This is a genomic window from Pseudoalteromonas maricaloris, assembly GCF_024746855.1.
GTDB classification, from domain to species: domain Bacteria; phylum Pseudomonadota; class Gammaproteobacteria; order Enterobacterales; family Alteromonadaceae; genus Pseudoalteromonas; species Pseudoalteromonas maricaloris.
The window spans coordinates 931,399-952,249 of sequence record NZ_CP024625.1 but is presented as its reverse complement, the minus strand read 5'-3'; the positions used below and the strand labels follow the sequence as shown (position 1 = coordinate 952,249).

General features: G+C 44.1%; 20 protein-coding genes. 8 read left to right on the top strand and 12 right to left on the bottom strand.

The features are described 5' to 3' along the window. The first annotated feature begins 602 nt into the window (after nucleotides 1-602). From nadC to pilB, 6 genes are all read left to right on the top strand, one after another. Nucleotides 603-1,445, top strand: coding sequence for a carboxylating nicotinate-nucleotide diphosphorylase (nadC, locus tag CTT31_RS04000; RefSeq protein ID WP_260492397.1), 843 nt, complete (start codon nucleotides 603-605; stop codon nucleotides 1,443-1,445). 932 nt (nucleotides 1,446-2,377) lie between these two features. Beyond that, complete coding sequence (locus tag CTT31_RS03995) at nucleotides 2,378-2,815, top strand: pilin (protein WP_260492012.1); 438 nt, start codon at nucleotides 2,378-2,380, stop codon at nucleotides 2,813-2,815. A gap of 54 nt (nucleotides 2,816-2,869) precedes the next feature. Further along, nucleotides 2,870-4,105, top strand: coding sequence for a type II secretion system F family protein (locus CTT31_RS03990; RefSeq protein WP_260492011.1), 1,236 nt, complete (start codon nucleotides 2,870-2,872; stop codon nucleotides 4,103-4,105). A gap of 123 nt (nucleotides 4,106-4,228) precedes the next feature. After that, nucleotides 4,229-5,107: a prepilin peptidase gene (locus CTT31_RS03985; RefSeq protein WP_260492010.1), complete on the top strand. Its 879-nt coding sequence runs from the start codon at nucleotides 4,229-4,231 to the stop codon at nucleotides 5,105-5,107. Between the two features lie 9 nt (nucleotides 5,108-5,116). Next, the gene (gene coaE / locus CTT31_RS03980; protein WP_260492009.1) at nucleotides 5,117-5,746 is read left to right on the top strand and encodes a dephospho-CoA kinase; all 630 of its coding nucleotides are present in this window, start codon (nucleotides 5,117-5,119) and stop codon (nucleotides 5,744-5,746) included. A 95-nt stretch (nucleotides 5,747-5,841) separates the two neighbouring features. Then, nucleotides 5,842-7,518, top strand: a complete 1,677-nt coding sequence (gene pilB / locus CTT31_RS03975; RefSeq protein ID WP_130164712.1) for a type IV-A pilus assembly ATPase PilB — start codon at nucleotides 5,842-5,844, stop codon at nucleotides 7,516-7,518. 343 nt (nucleotides 7,519-7,861) lie between these two features. On the opposite strand, the gene rlmM is transcribed toward pilB, so the two are convergent. The 12 genes from rlmM to hemA form a co-directional block, all read right to left on the bottom strand. Then, nucleotides 7,862-8,947, bottom strand: a complete 1,086-nt coding sequence (gene rlmM, locus CTT31_RS03970; RefSeq protein ID WP_010607344.1) for a 23S rRNA (cytidine(2498)-2'-O)-methyltransferase RlmM — start codon at nucleotides 8,945-8,947, stop codon at nucleotides 7,862-7,864. Between the two features lie 13 nt (nucleotides 8,948-8,960). After that, nucleotides 8,961-9,329 carry a DUF423 domain-containing protein gene (locus tag CTT31_RS03965; RefSeq protein ID WP_130126782.1) on the bottom strand — a complete coding sequence of 123 codons (369 nt, stop codon included), beginning with the start codon at nucleotides 9,327-9,329 and terminating at the stop codon, nucleotides 8,961-8,963. Further along, on the bottom strand, nucleotides 9,322-9,960 hold the full coding sequence (locus CTT31_RS03960) for an alpha/beta family hydrolase (protein WP_045989837.1): 639 nt from the start codon (nucleotides 9,958-9,960) through the stop codon (nucleotides 9,322-9,324). The genes CTT31_RS03965 and CTT31_RS03960 overlap by 8 nt, the downstream gene beginning before the upstream one ends. Further along, entirely contained in the window at nucleotides 9,957-10,862 is a 906-nt protein-coding gene (locus CTT31_RS03955) for a transcriptional regulator GcvA (protein WP_088531408.1), read from the bottom strand. Before CTT31_RS03955 ends, CTT31_RS03960 begins: the two co-directional genes overlap by 4 nt. Nucleotides 10,863-10,947: 85 nt before the next feature. Then, complete coding sequence (gene kdsA / locus CTT31_RS03950) at nucleotides 10,948-11,802, bottom strand: 3-deoxy-8-phosphooctulonate synthase (RefSeq protein ID WP_010370475.1); 855 nt, start codon at nucleotides 11,800-11,802, stop codon at nucleotides 10,948-10,950. Nucleotides 11,803-11,812: 10 nt separating this feature from the next. Further along, nucleotides 11,813-13,063 carry a DUF819 family protein gene (locus CTT31_RS03945; RefSeq protein ID WP_010607347.1) on the bottom strand — a complete coding sequence of 417 codons (1,251 nt, stop codon included), beginning with the start codon at nucleotides 13,061-13,063 and terminating at the stop codon, nucleotides 11,813-11,815. Nucleotides 13,064-13,099: 36 nt separating this feature from the next. After that, on the bottom strand, nucleotides 13,100-13,966 hold the full coding sequence (locus tag CTT31_RS03940; RefSeq protein WP_017217935.1) for a tetratricopeptide repeat protein: 867 nt from the start codon (nucleotides 13,964-13,966) through the stop codon (nucleotides 13,100-13,102). 149 nt (nucleotides 13,967-14,115) lie between these two features. Then, entirely contained in the window at nucleotides 14,116-14,490 is a 375-nt protein-coding gene (locus CTT31_RS03935; RefSeq protein WP_029215915.1) for a SirB2 family protein, read from the bottom strand. An 8-nt stretch (nucleotides 14,491-14,498) separates the two neighbouring features. Continuing rightward, nucleotides 14,499-16,040, bottom strand: a complete 1,542-nt coding sequence (locus tag CTT31_RS03930; protein WP_235368606.1) for a response regulator — start codon at nucleotides 16,038-16,040, stop codon at nucleotides 14,499-14,501. Between the two features lie 47 nt (nucleotides 16,041-16,087). Continuing rightward, the gene (prmC, locus tag CTT31_RS03925; RefSeq protein WP_211859329.1) at nucleotides 16,088-16,930 is read right to left on the bottom strand and encodes a peptide chain release factor N(5)-glutamine methyltransferase; all 843 of its coding nucleotides are present in this window, start codon (nucleotides 16,928-16,930) and stop codon (nucleotides 16,088-16,090) included. Next, nucleotides 16,930-18,018 (bottom strand): peptide chain release factor 1, encoded by a 1,089-nt coding sequence (gene prfA, locus CTT31_RS03920; protein ID WP_010607352.1) that lies wholly within the window; start codon nucleotides 18,016-18,018, stop codon nucleotides 16,930-16,932. The genes prmC and prfA overlap by 1 nt, the downstream gene beginning before the upstream one ends. 7 nt (nucleotides 18,019-18,025) lie before the next feature. Next, nucleotides 18,026-19,282, bottom strand: a complete 1,257-nt coding sequence (gene hemA / locus CTT31_RS03915) for a glutamyl-tRNA reductase (protein ID WP_069022217.1) — start codon at nucleotides 19,280-19,282, stop codon at nucleotides 18,026-18,028. An 83-nt stretch (nucleotides 19,283-19,365) separates the two neighbouring features. On the opposite strand from hemA, the gene lolB reads away from it, so the two are divergent. Both lolB and ispE read left to right on the top strand, forming a co-directional pair. Beyond that, entirely contained in the window at nucleotides 19,366-19,950 is a 585-nt protein-coding gene (lolB, locus tag CTT31_RS03910) for a lipoprotein insertase outer membrane protein LolB (protein ID WP_260492008.1), read from the top strand. Beyond that, nucleotides 19,947-20,795, top strand: a complete 849-nt coding sequence (gene ispE, locus CTT31_RS03905; protein ID WP_069022219.1) for a 4-(cytidine 5'-diphospho)-2-C-methyl-D-erythritol kinase — start codon at nucleotides 19,947-19,949, stop codon at nucleotides 20,793-20,795. Before lolB ends, ispE begins: the two co-directional genes overlap by 4 nt. Nucleotides 20,796-20,851 lie beyond the last annotated feature (56 nt).

The window sequence follows — 20,851 nt, the reverse complement described above, 5'->3', positions numbered from 1 at the left end:
CACCGTTTTAGCCATCAACTCTTTCTTTACAAACAAGGATTTGCATTTCAAATACTCTGTCGCGACATAAAGTCGCTGCTACGAAAACACATAACCGTTCGACATCACAGCAAGCAACACATAACCGTAGCAGCGGGTTTATCCCGCGACCTCCGTTTTGGCCGTCAACTCATTCTCTACAAACAAAGTGTTGTATTTCAAACACGCTGTAGCGACATAAAGTCGCTGCTACAAAAATACATATTGGTTTCGACGTAAAGTCACAGCAAGCAATACATAACCGTTCGGCATCAAATCACAGCAGCAACACATACACGTAGCAGCGGGTTTACCCCGCGACCTCCGTTTTAACCATCAATTCTTTCGCTACAAACAAAGCTTTGTATTTCAAAGACCCCGTCGCGACATAAAGTCGCTGCTACGAAAATACATATTGGTTTTCAACATAAAGTCACAGCAAGCAACGCATACACGTAGCAGCGGGTTTACTCCGCGAAACAAAAGCCACCTCGCCAAATTCCGTGAATTCTTCTCCATCAATTGTACTCCTAGGCAAACGCGCGTAAAATTCGGCCATTGCAGAAAAAATGAAAAGACAACCTATGATTGACCAAAACCTTATCAGCCAATTGGTAAAACAGGCGCTAGACGAAGACCTTAATTATCAAACACCAAACGAAGGTGATATTACCGCAGCCCTTATCCCAGAAACGCAGCAAGCAAATGCCTATGTGATCACAAGGGAAGATTGTGTGTTCGTTGGCAAGGCGTTAATCGAGGAGGTTTTTCAACAAGTTGACCCAAGTGTTAGCGTCAACGTACTTGTGAACGACGGCGATTTTGTTGCCGCCAACACTCGCTTGTTTACCGCAAGCGGCTCAGCAAGAGCGATTCTAACCGCAGAGCGCACGGCGCTTAACTTTGTACAAACGCTATCGGGCACGGCAACCACCACAGCTAAGTATGTTGAAGTGCTGAGCGGTACGCAAACTAAACTGCTAGATACACGTAAAACCATCCCAGGATTAAGAGCCCTACAAAAATACGCCGTTAAATGTGGCGGTGGTAAAAATCACAGAATTGGCCTATTCGACGCGTATCTTATTAAAGAAAACCACATTGCCGCCTGTGGCAATATCGCCAAAGCCGTTGCGACCGCGCGTAATAACCACCCAGACAAGCCGGTAGAAGTTGAAGTAGAAAACCTAGGCGAACTACAACAAGCCTTAGATGCGGGCAGCGATATTATTATGCTTGACAACTTCAGTGTGAGCGACATTCAACAAGCGGTTGAAATCACGCAAGGCAAAGCCAAGCTGGAAGTCTCTGGTAATATGACCATTGAAATTTTGACGACTTACGCACAAGCTGGTGTTGATTTTATTTCAAGCGGCGCACTGACCAAGCATGTACAAAGCATCGACCTGTCGATGCGCTTTGAATAATGTAAAGCTTTGACAACTTCCTCTCTTTTATACATGCAAAAAGGGCCTTGATTGAGCCCTTTTGTTTTTCTGTCTTACTTAATGTGGCATTCAAGCTACCAATGCGACACTGCCAGTAATGGTTCAACTTTCTGTAGCTAGGGCCTGTTGATCTTTCAAGTTTGTTTTTGCAGCAGTTTGACTAGTATTTATACAAGGCAGAGCCTGCGTAGCATAGTTATTCTATGTAAGTCAGGTGATAACACAGTAGAAATGCTAATCAAGCGCTGCCCTTTGGGTTCACCTGAGTGCGCTTTGTTCATTGTTGCTCAACTTTTGCCTAGATTACTAGGCGGCAAGTCGAGCGTCGCGACCAAAACACACTCAGAAGAACAAAAATCAAACAGCAAAGGTCAACAGGCCCTAGCCTTATTTAATAACAAAATCGCTACCATAAACGGAGTGTTCTGTGCTTTCTCGTAATCCTCCGTAATAGATAAAGTTTTCTATTTCGTTGACAAACCTACTTAAAACCCGTTAAATACGACAAAAGAACTAGAGTGTAACAAGATCTTAATGTTCAGTAACGATTAATTCCGGTCGTTTTTTGAACCGATATTCGGAAAGCTTGCGCTATCGCAAGAGAATCAATAATTTATTATTAAAATTTGATTGTAGGCATCAGTGTTTACTATTAAAGTAAATGTTAATTGTGATCGCTGAAACTAAATCGGTGCTACACTCTTAGTTGATTAGGGACCGGTCACAAATTTAACGGGTCTAGCTTGTAGGGACTTGGAACGATGTGTTTGTTTCATCCTTTGGTCACCGTTAAGTATATTTGAGCACACCAGTTTGTTGATTCGATGGATTGGTAATTATTGCAAAGGTTTTAATAAACGCTTAACTTAAACCTATTATGGTTAAGTCACTTAAAATTTAGGAGACACATCATGACTCAAAAACAACAGGGTGGTTTTACCCTAATCGAACTAATGATTGTAGTAGCAATCGTAGGTATTCTTGCAGCAGTAGCACTGCCTGCTTATCAAGATTACACTGTTAAAGCTCGCTTTACTGAAGTGGTTACCGCAGCTTCCTCTGTAAGAACTACTATGACTGAATGCTTGCAAACTAATAACAATGTTAGAACAGCTTGTGACACATACGAAGAATTGGGTATAGCAACCCCAGCCGCTACAGACAATTTAGCAAGCGTTGAGATTACAGAGACCTCTGGAGTAATAACAGCAACCGGGACCGCTGTTGCTGGTGGCTATACCTATATTCTAACTCCACCAACAATTGCAGCAGGCGCAGCCGCACCTTCAACTTACGTTTTTGCTAAGTCTGGTACGTGCACATCAGCTCCAATTACGAATCTTTGTTAATAAATTACCGGGGAGATTTAACCTCCCCGTTAATTTCAACTAATACTCTCATCCATGAATAAGAAATCTATAGAATCTAGCAATACTTTAGACACCTTTATTTGGGTCGGAGTAAATAATAGAGGTAAACGCCTCGAAGGCGAGATAACAGGTTCTAGTGTCGCTTTAGTCAAAGCGCAGCTAAGAAAACAGGGTATTACTCCTTCTAAAGTCAAGCGTAAACCTAAACCACTGTTTGGTTTGTCTGGTGCGCAAAAAATCACTCCTCAAGATATTGCAACGGTCACAAGACAAATTGCCACTATGCTGACTGCTGGTGTGTCTCTAGTACAGACCCTTGAGATGCTGGCCAGAGGCAGCAAAAATAAATCATTGTCTAAACTCATAGGTCATGTGGGCGATGAAGTGAAGGCAGGTCAGCCTTTAGCGAAAGCATTACGTGCTTACCCCAGATATTTTGATGAACTTTATTGCGACCTTGTTCATTCAGGTGAACAGTCTGGTGCACTTGATACCATATTTGACCGTATAGCGCTCTATAAAGAAAAAACAGAAGCGCTTAAATCTAAAATTAAGAAAGCATTGTTTTACCCCATAGCTGTCATTGTTGTCGCATTAATTGTTACCTCTATATTATTAATTTTTGTCGTACCTCAATTCCAAGACATATTCAACGGTTTTGGGGCTGAGTTACCTGCATTTACGCTTATGGTTATTGGTTTTTCTGAATTTCTGCAAGAATATTGGTGGGTATTTTTGATTGGACTTGTCCTATTTGGCTACACCTATAAAGAAATGCTGATTCGCAGTCCTGCTGTAAAACACTTTAACGACAGAATGATACTTAAACTTCCAGTTGTCGGTGAAATTCTGAAAAAAGCGGCGGTGGCGCGTTATGCTCGTACGCTTTCGACCACCTTTGCAGCAGGTGTTCCCCTTGGGGATGCACTCGATTCTGCTGCAGGTGCATCAGGCAATATTATCTACAAAAATGCAATTAAAGAGATTAAAGCAGAGGTCAACTCGGGTAACCAAATGCACTGGGCAATGCATAACACCAAAGTCTTCCCAGATATGGTAGTTCAAATGGTGTCTATTGGTGAAGAATCGGGCTCTTTAGACGGTATGCTGGCAAAAGTCGCTAACATTTATGAGCAAGAAGTCGATGATGCGGTGGATGGCCTATCTAGCTTATTAGAACCATTAATTATGGTGGTGCTCGGCGTACTGATCGGTGGCCTTATTATTGCCATGTACTTGCCTATATTCCAATTAGGCTCAGTGGTGTAGTGGAAAACACCTCGTAAGCTTTCAAGTTCTCGATTATTCCCTATGGTACACTGTTATATCCAAAAACCTATACCGAGCATGCCTCGAAAGTTTAAACAAAAAATATAAGCAAGCGCCCAACTTATGCAAGATATTATCAACTTGATGCAAACCCAGTTATGGTATTGGTTACTCACCGTCGGACTTGTAAGTCTTTGCATCGGTAGCTTTCTCAATGTGGTTATTCTTCGCTTACCTAAAATGATGAAGCAGAACTGGCAGTCAGAATGTCGCGTGTTGCTCGCTGACGAGCTCCCAAAACAAACCGCTGAAGCACCCGTATTTAATTTAATTAAACCAAATTCTCATTGCCCGAGCTGCAAAACACCGATTAAAGCGTGGCAAAACATTCCACTGATCAGCTGGCTATTATTAAAAGGCAAATGCAACCACTGCGACGCGTCAATCTCTGTACGCTATCCTTTGGTAGAGCTAACAACCGCCCTACTCTCCACATGGGTTGCGTGGCATTTTGGTGCCACTTTAGAAGCTACTCTGTACATTTTGATTACTTGGGTGTTAGTCGCACTTACGGTTATCGATATCGACGAAATGTTGCTGCCCGATCAACTGACACTACCAACCTTATGGTTAGTACTGGTTGCCAGTTGTTTTGGTGTAGGCATCGAGCCCAATGATGCCATCATTGGTGCGGCCATAGGTTATTTGAGTTTATGGAGTGTGTATTGGCTCTTTAAATTACTCACAGGTAAAGAAGGTATGGGCTATGGCGACTTTAAACTGCTAGCCATCTTTGGTGCATTGATGGGCTGGCAAGCAATCTTAACCATAGTGCTACTTTCAAGCCTGGTCGGCGCAATCATTGGTAGCATCCAATTAAGTGTTCAAGGCAGAGATAAAGCCACCCCAATCCCATTTGGCCCTTACTTAGCCATTGCAGGCTGGATCACCTTAATGTACGGCGAGCAGCTGCAGCTGTGGTACGTAAACTTAATAATGTAAAGTAACACAATGCTAAAAACGAATAATTGGATTTTAGGGGTGACGGGCGGTATTGGTGCGGGTAAAACGGCGATCACTAACCACTTGCAGCAAAAAGGGATAGAGATTGTTGACGCCGACATCGTTGCACGAGAAGTAGTCGCGCTAGGCAGCACAGGGCTACAAGCAATTGCTGATGAGTTTGGCAGTGCCATTTTACAGCCGGACGGCAACTTAGATAGAGCTAAGTTAAGAGCCATTATTTTTGCTGATGCCGATAAAAAACAGTGGCTTAATGAGCTACTTCACCCGCTTATCCGTAATGAAATACTCACGCAGTTAAACGCAGCGCAAAGCGATTACGTGGTTTTAGCGGCGCCTCTGCTGTTCGAAAATGGTTTAGAGCGCTACTGCGACGCCACTTTACTTGTTGATGTCGCGGTTGATACGCAAATCGCGAGAACAATCAGCCGTGATTCGGTAGATGCAGCGCAAGTAAAACGTATTATCGAGTCGCAGTTACCACGCTCAGATAAACAAGTAAAAGCGGACTACATACTAGACAACGACCGACCGCTACTTGAAAGCCTGCAAGAGATAGATAGATTACACAATGAGTTTATCAATCTAGCAAAAGTGAAAGTAAGACTAAATAATTAGTAAAATTTACTCTACACTCAACGTGATAACTTGGCATTTTTCCAACTTAATGATAAATATTGAATATGCATTCAATGTGAAGGCAAAGAGGTACTATGGAACATCATTCCCCGCTACTGCGTAAATTTATTACCTTAGGGCGAGTCACTGCTGAGCAAATAAAGTCTCGCCAGCCAGAAGCAAACACCACCGCCGAGTTAATTTGCCTAAGTTCAGGAATGAGCTCCAAAGAGCTAGCTGAAGAATGCCTAGACTTATTCAAGGTGCCATTTTTTAATCTTGATCACTTTAACGTTAGTGAAATTCCACCAGCGCTAGTCAAAGAAAAACTGATCCGTAAGCACCATATTTTACCGCTGGTACAAAAAGGTAGAAAACTCTACGTTGCGGCTTCTGATCCTACTGACTTTGGCGCATTTGAAAACTTTGAGTTTAGTACTGGATTACAGTGTGAAGTACTGGTAGCCGACTACAAAAAACTCGAAGCAAAGATTGATCAGCTGTTTGATGCAACGGGCGGCCTCTCGATCTCTGAAGAAGAATTTAAAGAATTTGCCGACTTAGAAGTTGATGACGAGCCTAAACAGCAAAACACCAACGAAGACAAAGACGATGCGCCAATCATCGTTTATATCAATAAAATCTTAATGGACGCGATAAAAAAAGGCGCGTCGGATCTACACTTTGAGCCCTACGAGAAGAAATATCGTGTGCGCTTTCGTATCGATGGCCTGCTGCATGAGATGGCAAGCCCACCAAACACATTAGCTACTCGTCTCGCCGCCCGTATCAAAGTGATGGCGCATTTAGATATAGCAGAAAAACGCAAACCGCAAGATGGCCGCATTAAATTAAAGATCTCCGAGCGCAAAAGTATCGATTTTCGTGTAAGTACACTGCCTACCATGTGGGGCGAGAAAATCGTAATGCGTATTCTAGATTCGTCCAGCGCCATGCTCGGCATCGATGTGCTAGGTTATGAACCAGAGCAGAAACAACTTTACCTCGACGCACTAGAGCAGCCTCAGGGCATGATTTTGGTAACCGGACCAACAGGTTCCGGTAAAACCGTGTCACTTTACACTGGCTTGAATATTCTTAATCAGCCAGAGCGCAATATCAGCACGGCAGAAGACCCTGTCGAAATAAACCTTGAGGGTATTAATCAAGTACAAATCAATACCAAAGCGGATATGACTTTCGCCAATGCCTTGAGAGCATTCTTGCGTCAGGATCCGGATGTGGTGATGGTTGGTGAGATCCGTGACCTTGAAACCGCTGAGATCTCAATAAAAGCCGCCCAAACTGGTCACTTAGTATTGAGCACCCTGCACACCAACTCTGCGCCTGAAACGCTCACCCGTCTATTAAACATGGGCGTGCCGGCGTACAACGTAGCAAGCTCGGTGAGTTTGATTATTGCCCAGCGTCTCGCAAGACGTCTTTGTCCTAAGTGTAAAACACCTGAAACGTTGCCGGAAGAAGCCTTGTTAGGGCAAGGCTTTACTGCCGAGCAAATTAAAGAGATTACCCTTTTTGCACCTAAAGGCTGTGAAAGCTGCACCGATGGTTACAAAGGCCGTGTGGGTATATATGAAGTAGTAAAAATCACGCCAGAGCTTTCGCACCTGATCATGGAAGGGGGCAATTCTCTTGAGATTGCTGAAAAAGCAGAGCAGTTAGGTTTTGATAACTTACGTAAATCTGGCCTGAAAAAAGCCGCCGCAGGCGTAACATCGCTTACAGAAATCAACCGCGTAACGAGTTATTAAGACTGATTGATTAAAACAAAAATATCGCGATGCGAAATCGCTCCCACAAATAAGGTAATATCGGTGTGAGAGACGCTTTACGCGGCGAGCTTGATGAAAAAGATCGCGATGTGAAATCGCGCCTACAACTGAGCTAACACCCGTGTGGGAGCCGCTGTATGCGGCGAGATTGATAAAAAATATCGCGATGTGAAATCGCTCCTACAAATAAGCTAACATCGGTGTGGGAGCCGCTTTACGCGGCGAGATTGATGAAAAAGCTCGCGATGTGAAATCGCTCCTACAACTAAGCTAACACCCGTGTGGGAGACGCTTTACGCGGCGATCTTGTTATCGTTTAAAATCAGCTATACAAATTTTGCGGTACTTTAAGCACATTAATATGTACCGTGACTTCCTCACGGTCATGATATAGGTGTTTTGCTTGGATCTCATAATCCACATTGTACTTTTGTAGCTCTTCATGGATAAGCGTAAGACATTCATACACGCTGTCGAAGCGTTTTTTCATCGGTAGCTTTAAGTTAAAGATCAGCTCTCGAGCAAATGCATTCACCACCCAGTCCACCATCAGATCAGCAACACGCGTTGGCTTTTCGACCATATCACACACCAGCCAATCAATATTGCGTTTTTCTGGGCGATATTTGAATCCATCTTCACGATAGTGCTTCACTTGTCCCGTTTCCATCAGGTCATCATTCATCGGGCCATTATCGATTGAGGCGACGAACATGCCACGGCGTACGAGTTGGTATGTCCACCCCCCAGGACAAGCACCTAAATCAACGGCTCGCATCCCCGCACGCACACGTGTTTCTTGCTGATCTTTAGGCACAAAGACATGGAATGCCTCGTCTAATTTTAGCGTCGAGCGGCTTGGTGCGTCCGACGGCATTCTCAGACGCGGGATCCCCATAAAAAATGGCGAATTGTTATCACTAAACGAATAACCAACATAAGCGGTGTTATTGGCAAGAAACAATACGTGTAATACAGGCTTGGTAGGTTTTAGCTCACGAGTCAGCTTGTTTTGTTTCTCGAGCGCCTTAGACAATGGGGTTGAAAACTTTTTACAGAATTTAGAAAGTTCTTTTCCTTCATTAGTATCTGGCGTTTCAACGCGCAGCTCACCACACAAAGGAAAACCTTCCACAGCCGCTTTTATCACGCTCACTCTGTCTTCAATCGGCATGTGGGTATGTAAAGTGCCAACAAACCACTGCCTTGCAAACACCAGTTTCTTAAAGTCGATTTTCTTCGCTAAGGTCTCAGCATCATTTGGCGAAAAGCACTCAAATGTTACAAAAGCAGTATTCGGCTTAGCTTTTACGTAGCCAGCAATTCCATGCTTTGCAGCATAATGATTAATTTCGGCTGCGGCGTCACTTTCAAAACCACCGCGACAATAGATAACGATACTCGACATTAGATTCTCTAGATTAAAAGGAAGATTTAGCAGCTTGAACTATCAATAAAATCCAAGCAATTAAAAAACAGGTACCACCGATTGGGGTGATTGGCCCTAGCCATTTCATACCCGTTAAGGCTAGTAAGTACAAACTACCACTAAATAGCAGTACACCAGCAATAAAGAAACCGCCAGCAACTTGTACCTTGAGGCCCCATTTGATTAAAAACGCGGTGGCAATAATGGCAAGGCCGTGAGTCATTTGGTACTGTGACGCCGTATTAAAAATACCAATGGCGTAGTCGTTCAAACGTCCTTTGAGACCGTGAGCGGCAAACGCGCCCAATGCCACAGACAATAAACAAAACACGCTGCCAATGATCAAGTAGAGCTTAGCCATGACAGCGCTCCTTAATAAAATTCGCCGCAATCACGGCAGCATTCGCGCGGCTCTCTGACTCGCTTACACCACTCACTTTACGAGGCTTGAGTGAATGGTCGCCATCTTTGAGCCATTTCACCATGACTTGCTCTGGAAAGCACATGGCATCAACCTCTGTACGATTGCCAAAGGTATCACGTTCGCCTTGTAAAATGAGCAGCGGACATTTCAGCTCAGGAAAATGGTCCACTCTGAGCTTTTCCGGCTTACCTGGCGGGTGGAATGGGTAACCAAACGCAAGTACCCCTTCCACTTTTACGGTGGTTTCACAGGCCAGCATAGATGCCATACGCCCGCCCATTGACTTACCACCAATAAAGAGCGGTAAACTTGGCTCTACTGCGGCCAATACTTGCTGAAAATACGCGAGTAGCTTAGGGGCACGCTCTGGTGGGCGCTTTTTCCCTTCTTGTTTGGCTTGCTGCATATATTCAAAGTCAAAGAGTCCAACTTGAACGCCCTTAGAAGCAAGCAATTTAGCCATTTCTTGCATAAAATCGCTATCGCTTCCTGCGCCTGCACCATGGGCAAAAATAAACTGTGCAACTGGGTTTTCAGCATAGTGCCATTCAATATTTACTGCGCTCATAAACTATTTAACTCTTGTTCGTGTTCTACCATACCGAGCATCCATTCTTTGAATGAAACTATTTTACCCAGCTCTGACTGCGACTCTCTAAATACCAAATAATAGGCATTTTTACTTTCGAGGTGGTGACTAAACGGAATAACCAGTCGCCCTGCATCTATATCCGGTCTTGCCAGTACGCTATTGCCCAGCGCCACACCTTGGCCGTGAATTGCTGCCTGTAACACCATAGAAGAGTGACTGAAGATAGGCCCGGTATTTACCGCCACATTTCTGACCCCAGCGGTTTTCATCCATGCCTTCCAAGCGCGACGCGTGGTGTCATGGAGTAAAGTATGTTGCGCTAGGTCGCTTGGCTGATTTAACGGTTTTGGGCCGGTTAATAAAAATGGACTACATAACGGCACTAAATACTCAGTATGTAGCTTATGGGTTTGCACCCCATTCCAATTACCACGACCGTAGTAAATCGCGACATCAACGTCATCCGTTAACGAGTTGTCGTCGTGATCTTGGGCTTTGATCCGTACGTCGATTTCAGGGTGCAACTCATTAAAGTTGCTCAGCCTTGGTACCAACCATTGAATTGCAAAGCTCGGCGTCAAACTCACCGTTAGTGACCCTTTTGCGCCTCGTGCTAGGAGCTTTTCAGTCGCATCGATTAATTGTGAAAAAATATCTTTAATATCGAGGTAATAGCCCTGCCCTTCCTCAGTTAACAGTAAGGAGCGATTTTTTCGCAAAAACAGTTTTAAACCTAGATGTTCTTCTAAGATTTTAATTTGATGACTAACCGCAGCTTGAGTGACGTACAACTCCTCCGCTGCTTTAGTAAAGCTCAGGTGTCGTGCCGCCGCCTCAAAGGCTTTTAATGCATTTAATGGTGGAACTCGTCGTGACATTCATTCATGCCTATAAAAAACCCGCTAACCGCGGGCAAGTAAAATCCCCAAACAACATCTAATTATGAGGTCGCTTGGGTATAGATTATAAATCAGCTGCGCTGGTGTCCAGTGGCGCAAAACTCTTAACTAGCTCATCTACCGCTTTCATCTGTTGTAGGTAGCCTTCAAGTTTAGCCAATGGCAATGCACAAGGACCATCACACTTAGCTTCATTTGGATTCGGATGCGCTTCAATAAAAAGTCCAGCTAACCCAAGTGCCATACCGCTACGAGCAAGCTCAGCAGCCTGAGCACGGCGGCCATCGGCAGAGTCGCTACGACCACCTGGACGCTGTAGCGCATGTGTCGCATCAAAAATAACAGGAGCCATACGCTTCATGTCATCCATGCCCAGCATATCCACGATCAGGTTGTTATAACCAAAGCTGCTGCCGCGTTCACAGAGGATAACTTTGTCATTGCCCGCTTCATTGATTTTCTTAATGATATGACGCATTTCATGTGGCGCTAAAAACTGTGGTTTTTTCACGTTGATCACCGCGCCAGTTTCTGCCATAGCGACAACCAAGTCAGTTTGACGGGCAAGAAACGCAGGTAACTGGATCACATCAGCAACTTCCGCAACGGGTTTTGCTTGGAATGGCTCATGCACATCGGTGATAACTGGTACATTAAAGGTCTTTTTGATTTCTTCAAAAATCTTTAAGCCTTCTTCCATGCCAGGGCCACGGTAAGAGTTAATTGACGAGCGATTAGCCTTATCAAATGACGCTTTAAATACGTATGGGATCCCAAGTTTACTTGTGACCTCAACGTAATGCTCTGCGATTTGCATTGCTAAATCACGAGACTCAAGCACATTCATTCCACCGAACAGTACAAACGGCTTATCGTTTGCAACTTCTCGTCCCGCAACGTTAATAATATCTGTATTCATTTTTTATCCTTTAGCTGCCTATTACACGAAGCAATTGTCCGCATAACCAAGCCATATAAGTACCAAGAGCATAACCAAGCACCGCCAGTAACACACCGACCGGAGCAAGCGCTGGGTGGAAAGCCGAGGCCACCACCGGCGCAGATGCCGCACCACCAATGTTTGCTTTACTGCCAACGGCAACATAAAACACAGGTGCTTTAATTAATTTAGCAACGATAAATAACAAACCGACATGCACGGCCATCCAAATAACACCAATAACAACGTATTTAGGCGCCTCAACAATTTTGGTGATATCCATGTGTAGACCAATGGTTGCTACTAAAATATATAAAAAGCTCGAGCCAATTTTTGACGCGCCAACCGCTTCATATTGACGTGCTTTGGTAAACGAAAGTGCTAGACCTATGGTCGTAACGAGAACAATAATCCAAAAAAGTTTGCTGTGAAGAGAGAACTTCTTCAGCTCTGGGTAGTTACTACTAAAAAATGGCACCAGTAAGTCCGCAGCAAAATGCGCAAGCCCCGTTGCACCAAAAGCAAAACCAACTAGGATCATCAAATCTTTGAGCTCGGGTTTTCTTGCGTGCTCGGCTTCAAACGCTTGTACTTTGTCAATTAGGCGGTTGATTGAAGAAGTATCCGCCCCGGTTCGCGCATCAATTTCTTTATTACGCGCCGCCATATAGAGCAAGCACGCCATCCACAAGTTTGCGACAACAATATCAACCGTTACCATGATGGTGAAGATTTCTCCGCCTGCGCCGTAAATCTCTTTCATCGCCACCATATTGGCACCGCCACCAATCCAGCTTCCTGCAAGCGCGGCCATACCACGCCATACAGCTTCTGGGCCAGTTACGCCAAGTAGCTCAGGCATAAAGGTAGCAGTAAGTAAAAGCGCAATTGGGCCACCAATCACCACACCCACCGTTCCCGTTAGGAACATGATAATCGCCTTTTTACCCAAGGCCGCTATCGATTTTAGGTCAATACTCAGTGTCAATAACACCAAACAAGCGGGTAACAGATAATACTTTGCTACCGTGTAAACATCGTTATTGTTGCCATCAACGATACCAAAGGTATTTAACAGAGATGGTAAGAAATAACACATCAACAGCGCTGGCACGTACTTGTAAAACTTTGCCCAAACTCCGCTTTTTTGACTCGATGTGTAAAAAACAAATCCCAGAATAACGGCCAATAGGCCCATAATTACCGCGTTATTGGTAACGAGCGCAGCGCTTTGCTCCATAAATCCTCGCTGTTATTATTTTTTATATAACTATTTTTAATGCAAAATATTATTATGATCGGCCAACTCTTTGATCTGATGCTGGATCACTTCAATGGTTGGGTCGTCCGGACATTCATCAACAAAAAATTGTAAGTCATCTTTTGCCATCTTCGGACAGTTTAATTGGTTGAGTAGATAGCCTCTATCACGACGTTCATAAGGATCATCGCCTAAGATATCCATCAACTGCTCGACGCAACTTAGCGCGTGACCAAACTTTTCTGCCGCAATAAACGCCCATTTTTGCTGAGACAAATAAAGCTTTAACGACTCTTCGTTAAAAATAAGCTCCATCGGCTCTTGGTCTTTTTCTTGCTCTTTGTCTTGATTGTTTTCGTTTTCTGGAATTATGTACCAGCTCTGGTGGCCTGAACTTGGTTCAATGACATAACCTTCTTCTTCGCTAAAAGCGACGTGCACGACAATCTCCCCTTGGCTTAGGGCAAGACTGGCCTCTAATTTCGCTCGTTCAAGCAGATGCACTAAGACAAGACCCAGTGCGGTATTGGTGCCACTGCGCATGGAAAGTGCGTAACAAACGCTATTGAGCTTATATTCAGGCACCTTTTGACTGCTGCCACTGAATAGCCACAAGGTATAAAAAGCGTCTAAGATTTCATCCAAACATTTATGATTGTTTGTATGCTTATGGCGAATTTCATCCACGGCAAATTCGAGCTCTGCTAACTGACACAAAGTTTCATTGGTATCAGCTTGTGCATCCCAACTTTGCTCAGCCTTGATACAACGGATCAATGGCGGATAGGAAAATGCATCTGAATTGTCATCGAGAGATAAGTCATTCTCATCTAACCAGATATCATTCTTCATAGAATTCGGTTTCTCTTGAATTGCTTTCATTTAGAACGACTAGTTTACCACTTTTTGTCATATTCCCAAGGGGGGAAATTTAGTAATACCAATCTATCGTTCGCTGAAATAGTAAAAATGTTTACTTATTATGGAGATATAGAAGCGCTCGGTGATAAGCCAAGCGCCAATTGAAATGCTTAAGCAAAGAAGCCTTGCTTGCTTACGGCGAGATGCGCGATGGCCATTAGTACCAATGTTGCAGCGCCTAGCGCCAAATATTTGGTCTTTTTAACACTTGCTTTTGCAATTACAAAGCCCAATGCGATATAACCAAACACCAATACGATTTTTTGTAGTAGCCAAGGTTGTTGTGCAGGATTGAGCCCAGCCGTTACCGCCAAAATAACTGCTGTAACTAACAACAAAGTGTCTACGCTGTGGCTGGTAATAAACACGCCTTTGTTTGTTGCTAATTTACCAGAGCCCAAACGCGAAAACGCGCGAGTGTAAAATAGTACAATGCTCAATACCACAAATAGTAAGTGCGTATGTTTTAACGCCATGTAATCCATATTATTCTCTAATCAGGGAAACGTTGTAGGATCAATTCTAACTCATTAATACAACGGTTGAATACATCCACGAGTTTGGGGTCAAAGTGTTTTCCCTTTTGCGCAGTAATCTCTTTTTGTGCATCTTCTTGGCTCCATGCCTCTTTGTAGCAACGTTTATGGCGTAACGCATCATACACATCAGCTAGTGCTACGATGCGACCATAAAGGTGTATTTCATCGCCTTTTTTACCTTTCGGATAACCGCTGCCATCCCATTTTTCATGGTGGTCTCGAGCGATTAGTGCGCCCGCACTGACAATCTCACGGCGAGAATCTTTTAACAAGTCAAAGCCCTTGTCTGTATGGGTTTGCATGACTTTCCACTCTTCGTCATCCAGCTTGCTAGGCTTATTTAAAATCGCGTCAGGAATTCCAACTTTACCCACATCGTGCAATGGTGACGCCATTTTCACCAGCTCAGCTTCTTTATCAGAAAGACCCATTTCTTTGGCAAGCGTATGACAAAGATATGCAACGCGCTTAACATGATTGCCAGTATTGGTGGAATGAAGCTCAAGCGCTTCACTTAAACGGATCACCAATTCTTGCTGGGTATCTTCAATCTCGGCTTGTAGCTGTACATTTTCGTACGCCAATTGCATATTTTGAGCAAAAATATCAATTAAATGACGCTGAGTTTCGGTTAAGAATTCAGGAATACCAGACACAAATAGCATTGAGGCGTGGTTATAGTCACTGGAGCAATAGGCAAATAGATAATTGTCTTTATATACAATGTCTTTATCTTGTAGTGCTTTTAAGCAGGCATCCATTTGATCGCTGCTAAGCACTTCAGAAATCGGCTTACCTTCACTACTTTCAAATTCTCCACGCCCTGCAAATACAACCAGTTGATCGTTCGTTTGGCCAGCTTCTTTACCCGCCGCAAGTGACGTTGCGTACATAGCTTGGTCGACCGTGCCTATCAGCGAAGTAAGTTGCTGTAGCACGCCCTCAATAAAACTCTCAATTGAGTGAGTAGCAAAAATATCACGGGAGGCTTTAATGATTTTCTCAAGCCCTTGTCTTGATTGATCGATGGCGAGAATGTCGCGATATGAACGTAAACTCGACATGACCACAGTAAAGAGCTTTTGCGCGGTGAGTTCTGTTTTTGACTTATAGTCGTTGATATCGTAGTTCACGATAACTTGGCGTTCAGGCGCTTGACCTGGCTGACCAGTTCTTAAAATGATACGGATATGGTTGTTTTTCGCGGTTTCACGAATGTATTTTGCGACCTGCAAACCAGCATCGTCGGTTTCCATGACAACATCCAGCAATACCACCGCAGCATCGGGGTTGGCATCGACGATTTTCTTTGCTTCTTCACCCGAATAAGCGCTAATAAATTCCAGACGCTTTTTTTGAAACTCAAAGTCACTCAGTGCTAACTTTGTCACTGCATGCACTTCGGGCTCATCATCGACAATAATAACCTTCCAAGTGCCTACTTTTTCAGGTTCAATTACGTCAGCGGGTTCGTCTGAAAACAAAAAATCATCCATATTGCGGATCCTATTGAAGCGCCTAACTTTCGTGTGAGTTCATGACTTTACGGCAACATTGCCAACGTCACTCTATCACACCCTGCCATATCTTTTATTGTAAGTATATTAATATACGCCATTTCTGCAAAAAACTGTTGGATCTTATCTGCTTGCTCAAAGCCATGTTCAAGTAGCAAATATCCCCCCGAGTTCAGATGTAGCTTAGCCGTCCTGATGATATGAAAAATATCCGCATAGCCATGGTCATCCGCGACCAGCGCGCTGAGCGGTTCAAATCTCACATCTCCTTGTGATAAGTGATGATCGGCTTCATCAATATAAGGTGGATTACTCACAATCAAATCAAACTGTTGCTCCGCAACCGCGCTAAACCAATCACTTTGCAAAATCGACACGTTTCTAAAGCCCAACTGAGATTGATTAGACTTTGCAAGCGCCACGGCGTCTGCTGAAGCATCTACTGCGGTGATTTGCCAAGCTGGATATTCACTCGCCAACGCCAGTGCAATCGCGCCAGTACCTGTGCCTAAGTCTAGCACCTGAGCGTCATTTGGCATGCTGAGAGTTAAAACATGCTCAACCAGAGTTTCAGTATCAGGCCTTGGAATAAGCGTGCTGTTGTTAACTTTTAAAGGCAGGCTCCAAAATTCTCTTTGACCTGTGATGTGTGCGACAGGCTCTCCCGTAACACGGCGTGCGATACATTCTTCGAATTGCTGCTGCTCTAGTGTAGAAAGCTCAGCTTCGGGCCAAGTAAAGAGATAAGTGCGGTTTTTATCGATAACATGGAGTAATAGCACTTCGCTATCGAGCTTTGCTGACTCGGAGTGTGGTAACAGTTCAGAGGTTGCCCAAGCAACGGCTTGGGCAATGTTAAGTGTTGGCATTAATCGCTTTCGCTCATAGCTGCCAGTAGATCAGCCTGATATTCAATAACCAGCGGATCGATAACAGCACCCAGCTCACCGGAGATCACTTCATTTAGGCGATATAGCGTCAAGTTGATACGGTGATCGGTAATACGGCCCTGCGGGAAGTTGTAAGTACGAATACGCTCAGAGCGGTCACCGCTACCTACTAGATTGCGACGTTCAGAAGCTTCTGCCGCTGCACGTTTTTCATCTTCTGCTTGCTGTAAGCGCGCACTTAGTACAGACAGCGCTTTCGCTCTGTTTTTATGTTGTGAACGTTCGTCCTGACATTCAACCACAACGCCTGTCGGCAAGTGAGTGATACGAATAGCAGAATCGGTTTTGTTTACGTGCTGACCACCGGCACCTGAAGCTCGGAAAGTATCCACTTTTAGATCAGACGGATTAATTTCGATTGCTTCTGCCTCTGGGATCTCTGCCATCACAGCAACCGTACATGCAGAAGTGTGAACACGGCCTTGAGATTCAGTTTCAGGCACACGTTGTACACGGTGAGCACCAGATTCAAACTTAAGTTTGCCATAAACACCGTCGCCACTAATGTTAGCGATAACTTCTTTATAGCCACCGTGCTCGCCTTCGTTAGCGCTCACGATTTCAACGCGCCACTTTTGCGTTTCTGCATAGCGGCTATACATACGGAATAAATCGCCAGCGAAAATCGCGGCTTCATCACCACCGGTTCCCGCACGCACTTCCAAGAATACGTTGTTATTGTCTTTTGGATCTTTTGGTAACATCAATACTTGAAGGTCATCTTCAAGCGCAGCAATGGCAGCTTTTGCTTCTTTATACTCTTCCTGTGCCATTTCACGCATGTCTGGATCTGAGTCTTTTAGCATTTCTTCAGCAGTTGCGACGTCTTCCTGAGCCTGTTGGTAGGCTGTAAACGCTTTAACTACGTCTTCCAATTCTGAAAACTCTTTTGACAAGGCGCGAAAGCGGTTCTGATCGCTAATCACCTCAGGCGAGCTTAGCATCGCTTGAACTTCTTCATAGCGCTCTACTAAGGTTTCTAACTTACGATATACAGACTCTTTCATTTACACGTTATTCCTGCTCAATACCTAATGTTTGCTTGAGTTGCGCTAACTTATCTATATCGCCTTCTTTCGCAGCCTCTTGAATGGCGCGTGTTGGTGCGTGTGTTAGTCGATTACTCAGCTTATTTGCTAATTCAATAATAATTTTATCTGCTTCTTTGCCCGATTGTAGCTGATTTATTGCTTTGTCCACGAGCTCATTTTTAATTTCTTGCGCGCTTTGGCGATACTGCCTAATCACATCCACTGAATGCAGCGAACGTTGCCACTCGGAAAACTCTTGCGTGCGTACATCGATGATCTGCTGCGCTTCAATGGCCGCTTGTTCACGACTGGCCAAGTTTTCATTGACTATCGCCTGCAGGTCATCAACTGAATAAAGATAAGCAGCATCCAACTCTGACACTTGGCTTTCGATATCGCGAGGCACCGCGATATCGATAAATAACATTGGTTTATGGCGACGTTTTTTAAGCGCTTGCTCGACCACTCCCTTACCGATAATTGGTAAGGTGCTCGCAGTTGAACTAATAACAATGTCTGCACTTGGTAGCGCATCTGGCAACTGTGCCAGTGAAATAACACTACCGCCAACTTCTTTTGCTAGGTTTTGTGCGCGCTCAATTGTGCGGTTCGCGACAGTGATTGACTTTGGATTATGCTGCGATAAGTGTTTAGCAACTAACTCTATTGTTTCACCAGCACCAATTAACAAGACCTGAGTTTTATCCAATTGACCATAAATATGCTTTGCTAAATTAACAGCGGCATACGCCACTGAGACAGCACTTGCACCAATATCGGTTTCGGTGCGCACTTGCTTCGCCACCGAAAAAGTTTTTTGGAATAAACGCTCAAATGTTGGCTGAATGGCATGGTGTTGTTTGGCCGTACTAAAAGCTTGTTTAATTTGCCCAAGAATTTGTGGCTCACCTAAAACCAATGAATCAAGACCGCAGGCAACTCGCATTAAATGGTTCACCGCATCCTGATTCATATGCACATAGACATTTTCTGTTAAGTCTCGTTGCTCTATGTTATGAAAATCTGACAACCAACCGAGTAGTGCTTGGGGATCAGCAGACTCAAGGCTACAATAGATCTCGGTTCGATTGCAGGTCGACACAATCACAGATTCTTTAAACTGCGAAGAATGTTGGAGTTGGTGCAATGCTTCTGTAAGCTGTTCTGGAGAAAACGCCACTTTTTCACGTAATTCTACAGACGCGGTTTTGTGATTGATACCAAGTGCGATGATGGTCATAGATGCCAGTATTGCTCGAGCCCTGCTTTAAAGCCGGCAATTTTACCAAAAATCAATCGAATATGGAAAGTAAGGAAAGGCCTTTGAGACAACTTCATTTGATTTTACTCATATTTTTATTAATTTTAACGGGTTGTGCGCAACAATTACCTCAGCAAAACGTAGCACAAGACTGGCAATCTAGACTAAAACAACAAAAAAATTGGCAAGCGAGAGGTAAACTTGCATTTATTGCCCCAGACAATCGTCAATCAGCTAACTTTAATTGGTATTTAAAAGAAGATAAACAAAATCTGATTTTAACCAGCTTTGTTGGCACCCGCATATTCGAACTAGAAGAATTAGACACACATTCGGAGCTGACCTTTGAAGACAATGTCCATAAAGGCATGGACAGTAGCGATCTGATTAAGCGTTTAAGTGGTCTCTCTCTTCCGGTCAATCAAGCCCCTCAATGGCTAACGGGCTTAGTTGAAGCACCAGCCAGCGAACTTGATGACCTTGGCAGAATAAGCAATGCACAGTGGCAAAGCCCATCTGGCCGAGTGTGGCAAATCACCTATCAACAATATAAAATGCAAGACGGAATGTGGCTGCCTAGTCGCATGAAACTCTCATCGACCAATATTGAGGTCAAAGTATTAATCACTTCATGGCAGTTTAAATGAAGACATTGACGCTAAGCGCACCGGCAAAATTAAATCTTTTTTTGCATATCAATGGCCGTCGAGAAGACGGCTACCATGAACTAGAGACTTTATTTACTTTCTTAGATTTTGGTGATGAATTAGCATTTACGCTAACCAGTAACCAGCAAGAAATCGTCATTTGTGGTGACACCGCAGGTATTCCACTCGAAGATAACCTCATTTATAAAGCCGCCAAAATTCTTGAGCCCTATAAAAAAATTGCGGCTGGTGTCGACATTCACTTAAATAAACAGCTTCCCATGGGTGGAGGTGTTGGTGGTGGTTCATCCGATGCTGCCACGACTTTATTGGCACTCAATACGCTGTGGCAATGTCAGCTTACTATCCCAGAACTTGCAAAACTCGGTCTCCAGCTAGGCGCCGATGTGCCTGTTTTTGTTGAAGGTAAAACAGCTGTAGCCCACGGCGTTGGCGAGCAACTTGAGCCAATTGACATCGCGCAAAAATGGTATTTGGTGGTTGCCCCACCCGTTCATGTCAGCACCGCGTTAGTCTTTACTCACCCAGATTTACCACGCAATACGCCTAAGCTAAAAAGCGGTTGGAAACTCTCGGATACGGGCAACGACTGTCAAACTCTTGTCAAAAAGCTTTACCCCGAGGTTGAAAAGACCCTCGCGTGGTTGCTAAAATATGCACCAACCAAAATGACTGGTACTGGAGCTTGTTGTTTCGCGGAGTTTGAAAATCGTGAGGCAGCGCTGCGTGTGCTCGAAACTCTACCTTCATCTTGGCAGGGCTTTATTGCCCAAAATACAAGTGAGTCAATTTGTCATCGACAATTGCGCGCTTGGCAAAACTAGAAGTAAATTGTTTAAGTTAGCTTGTTTTGACTTTTTTATTTCATGGTCATTGCATG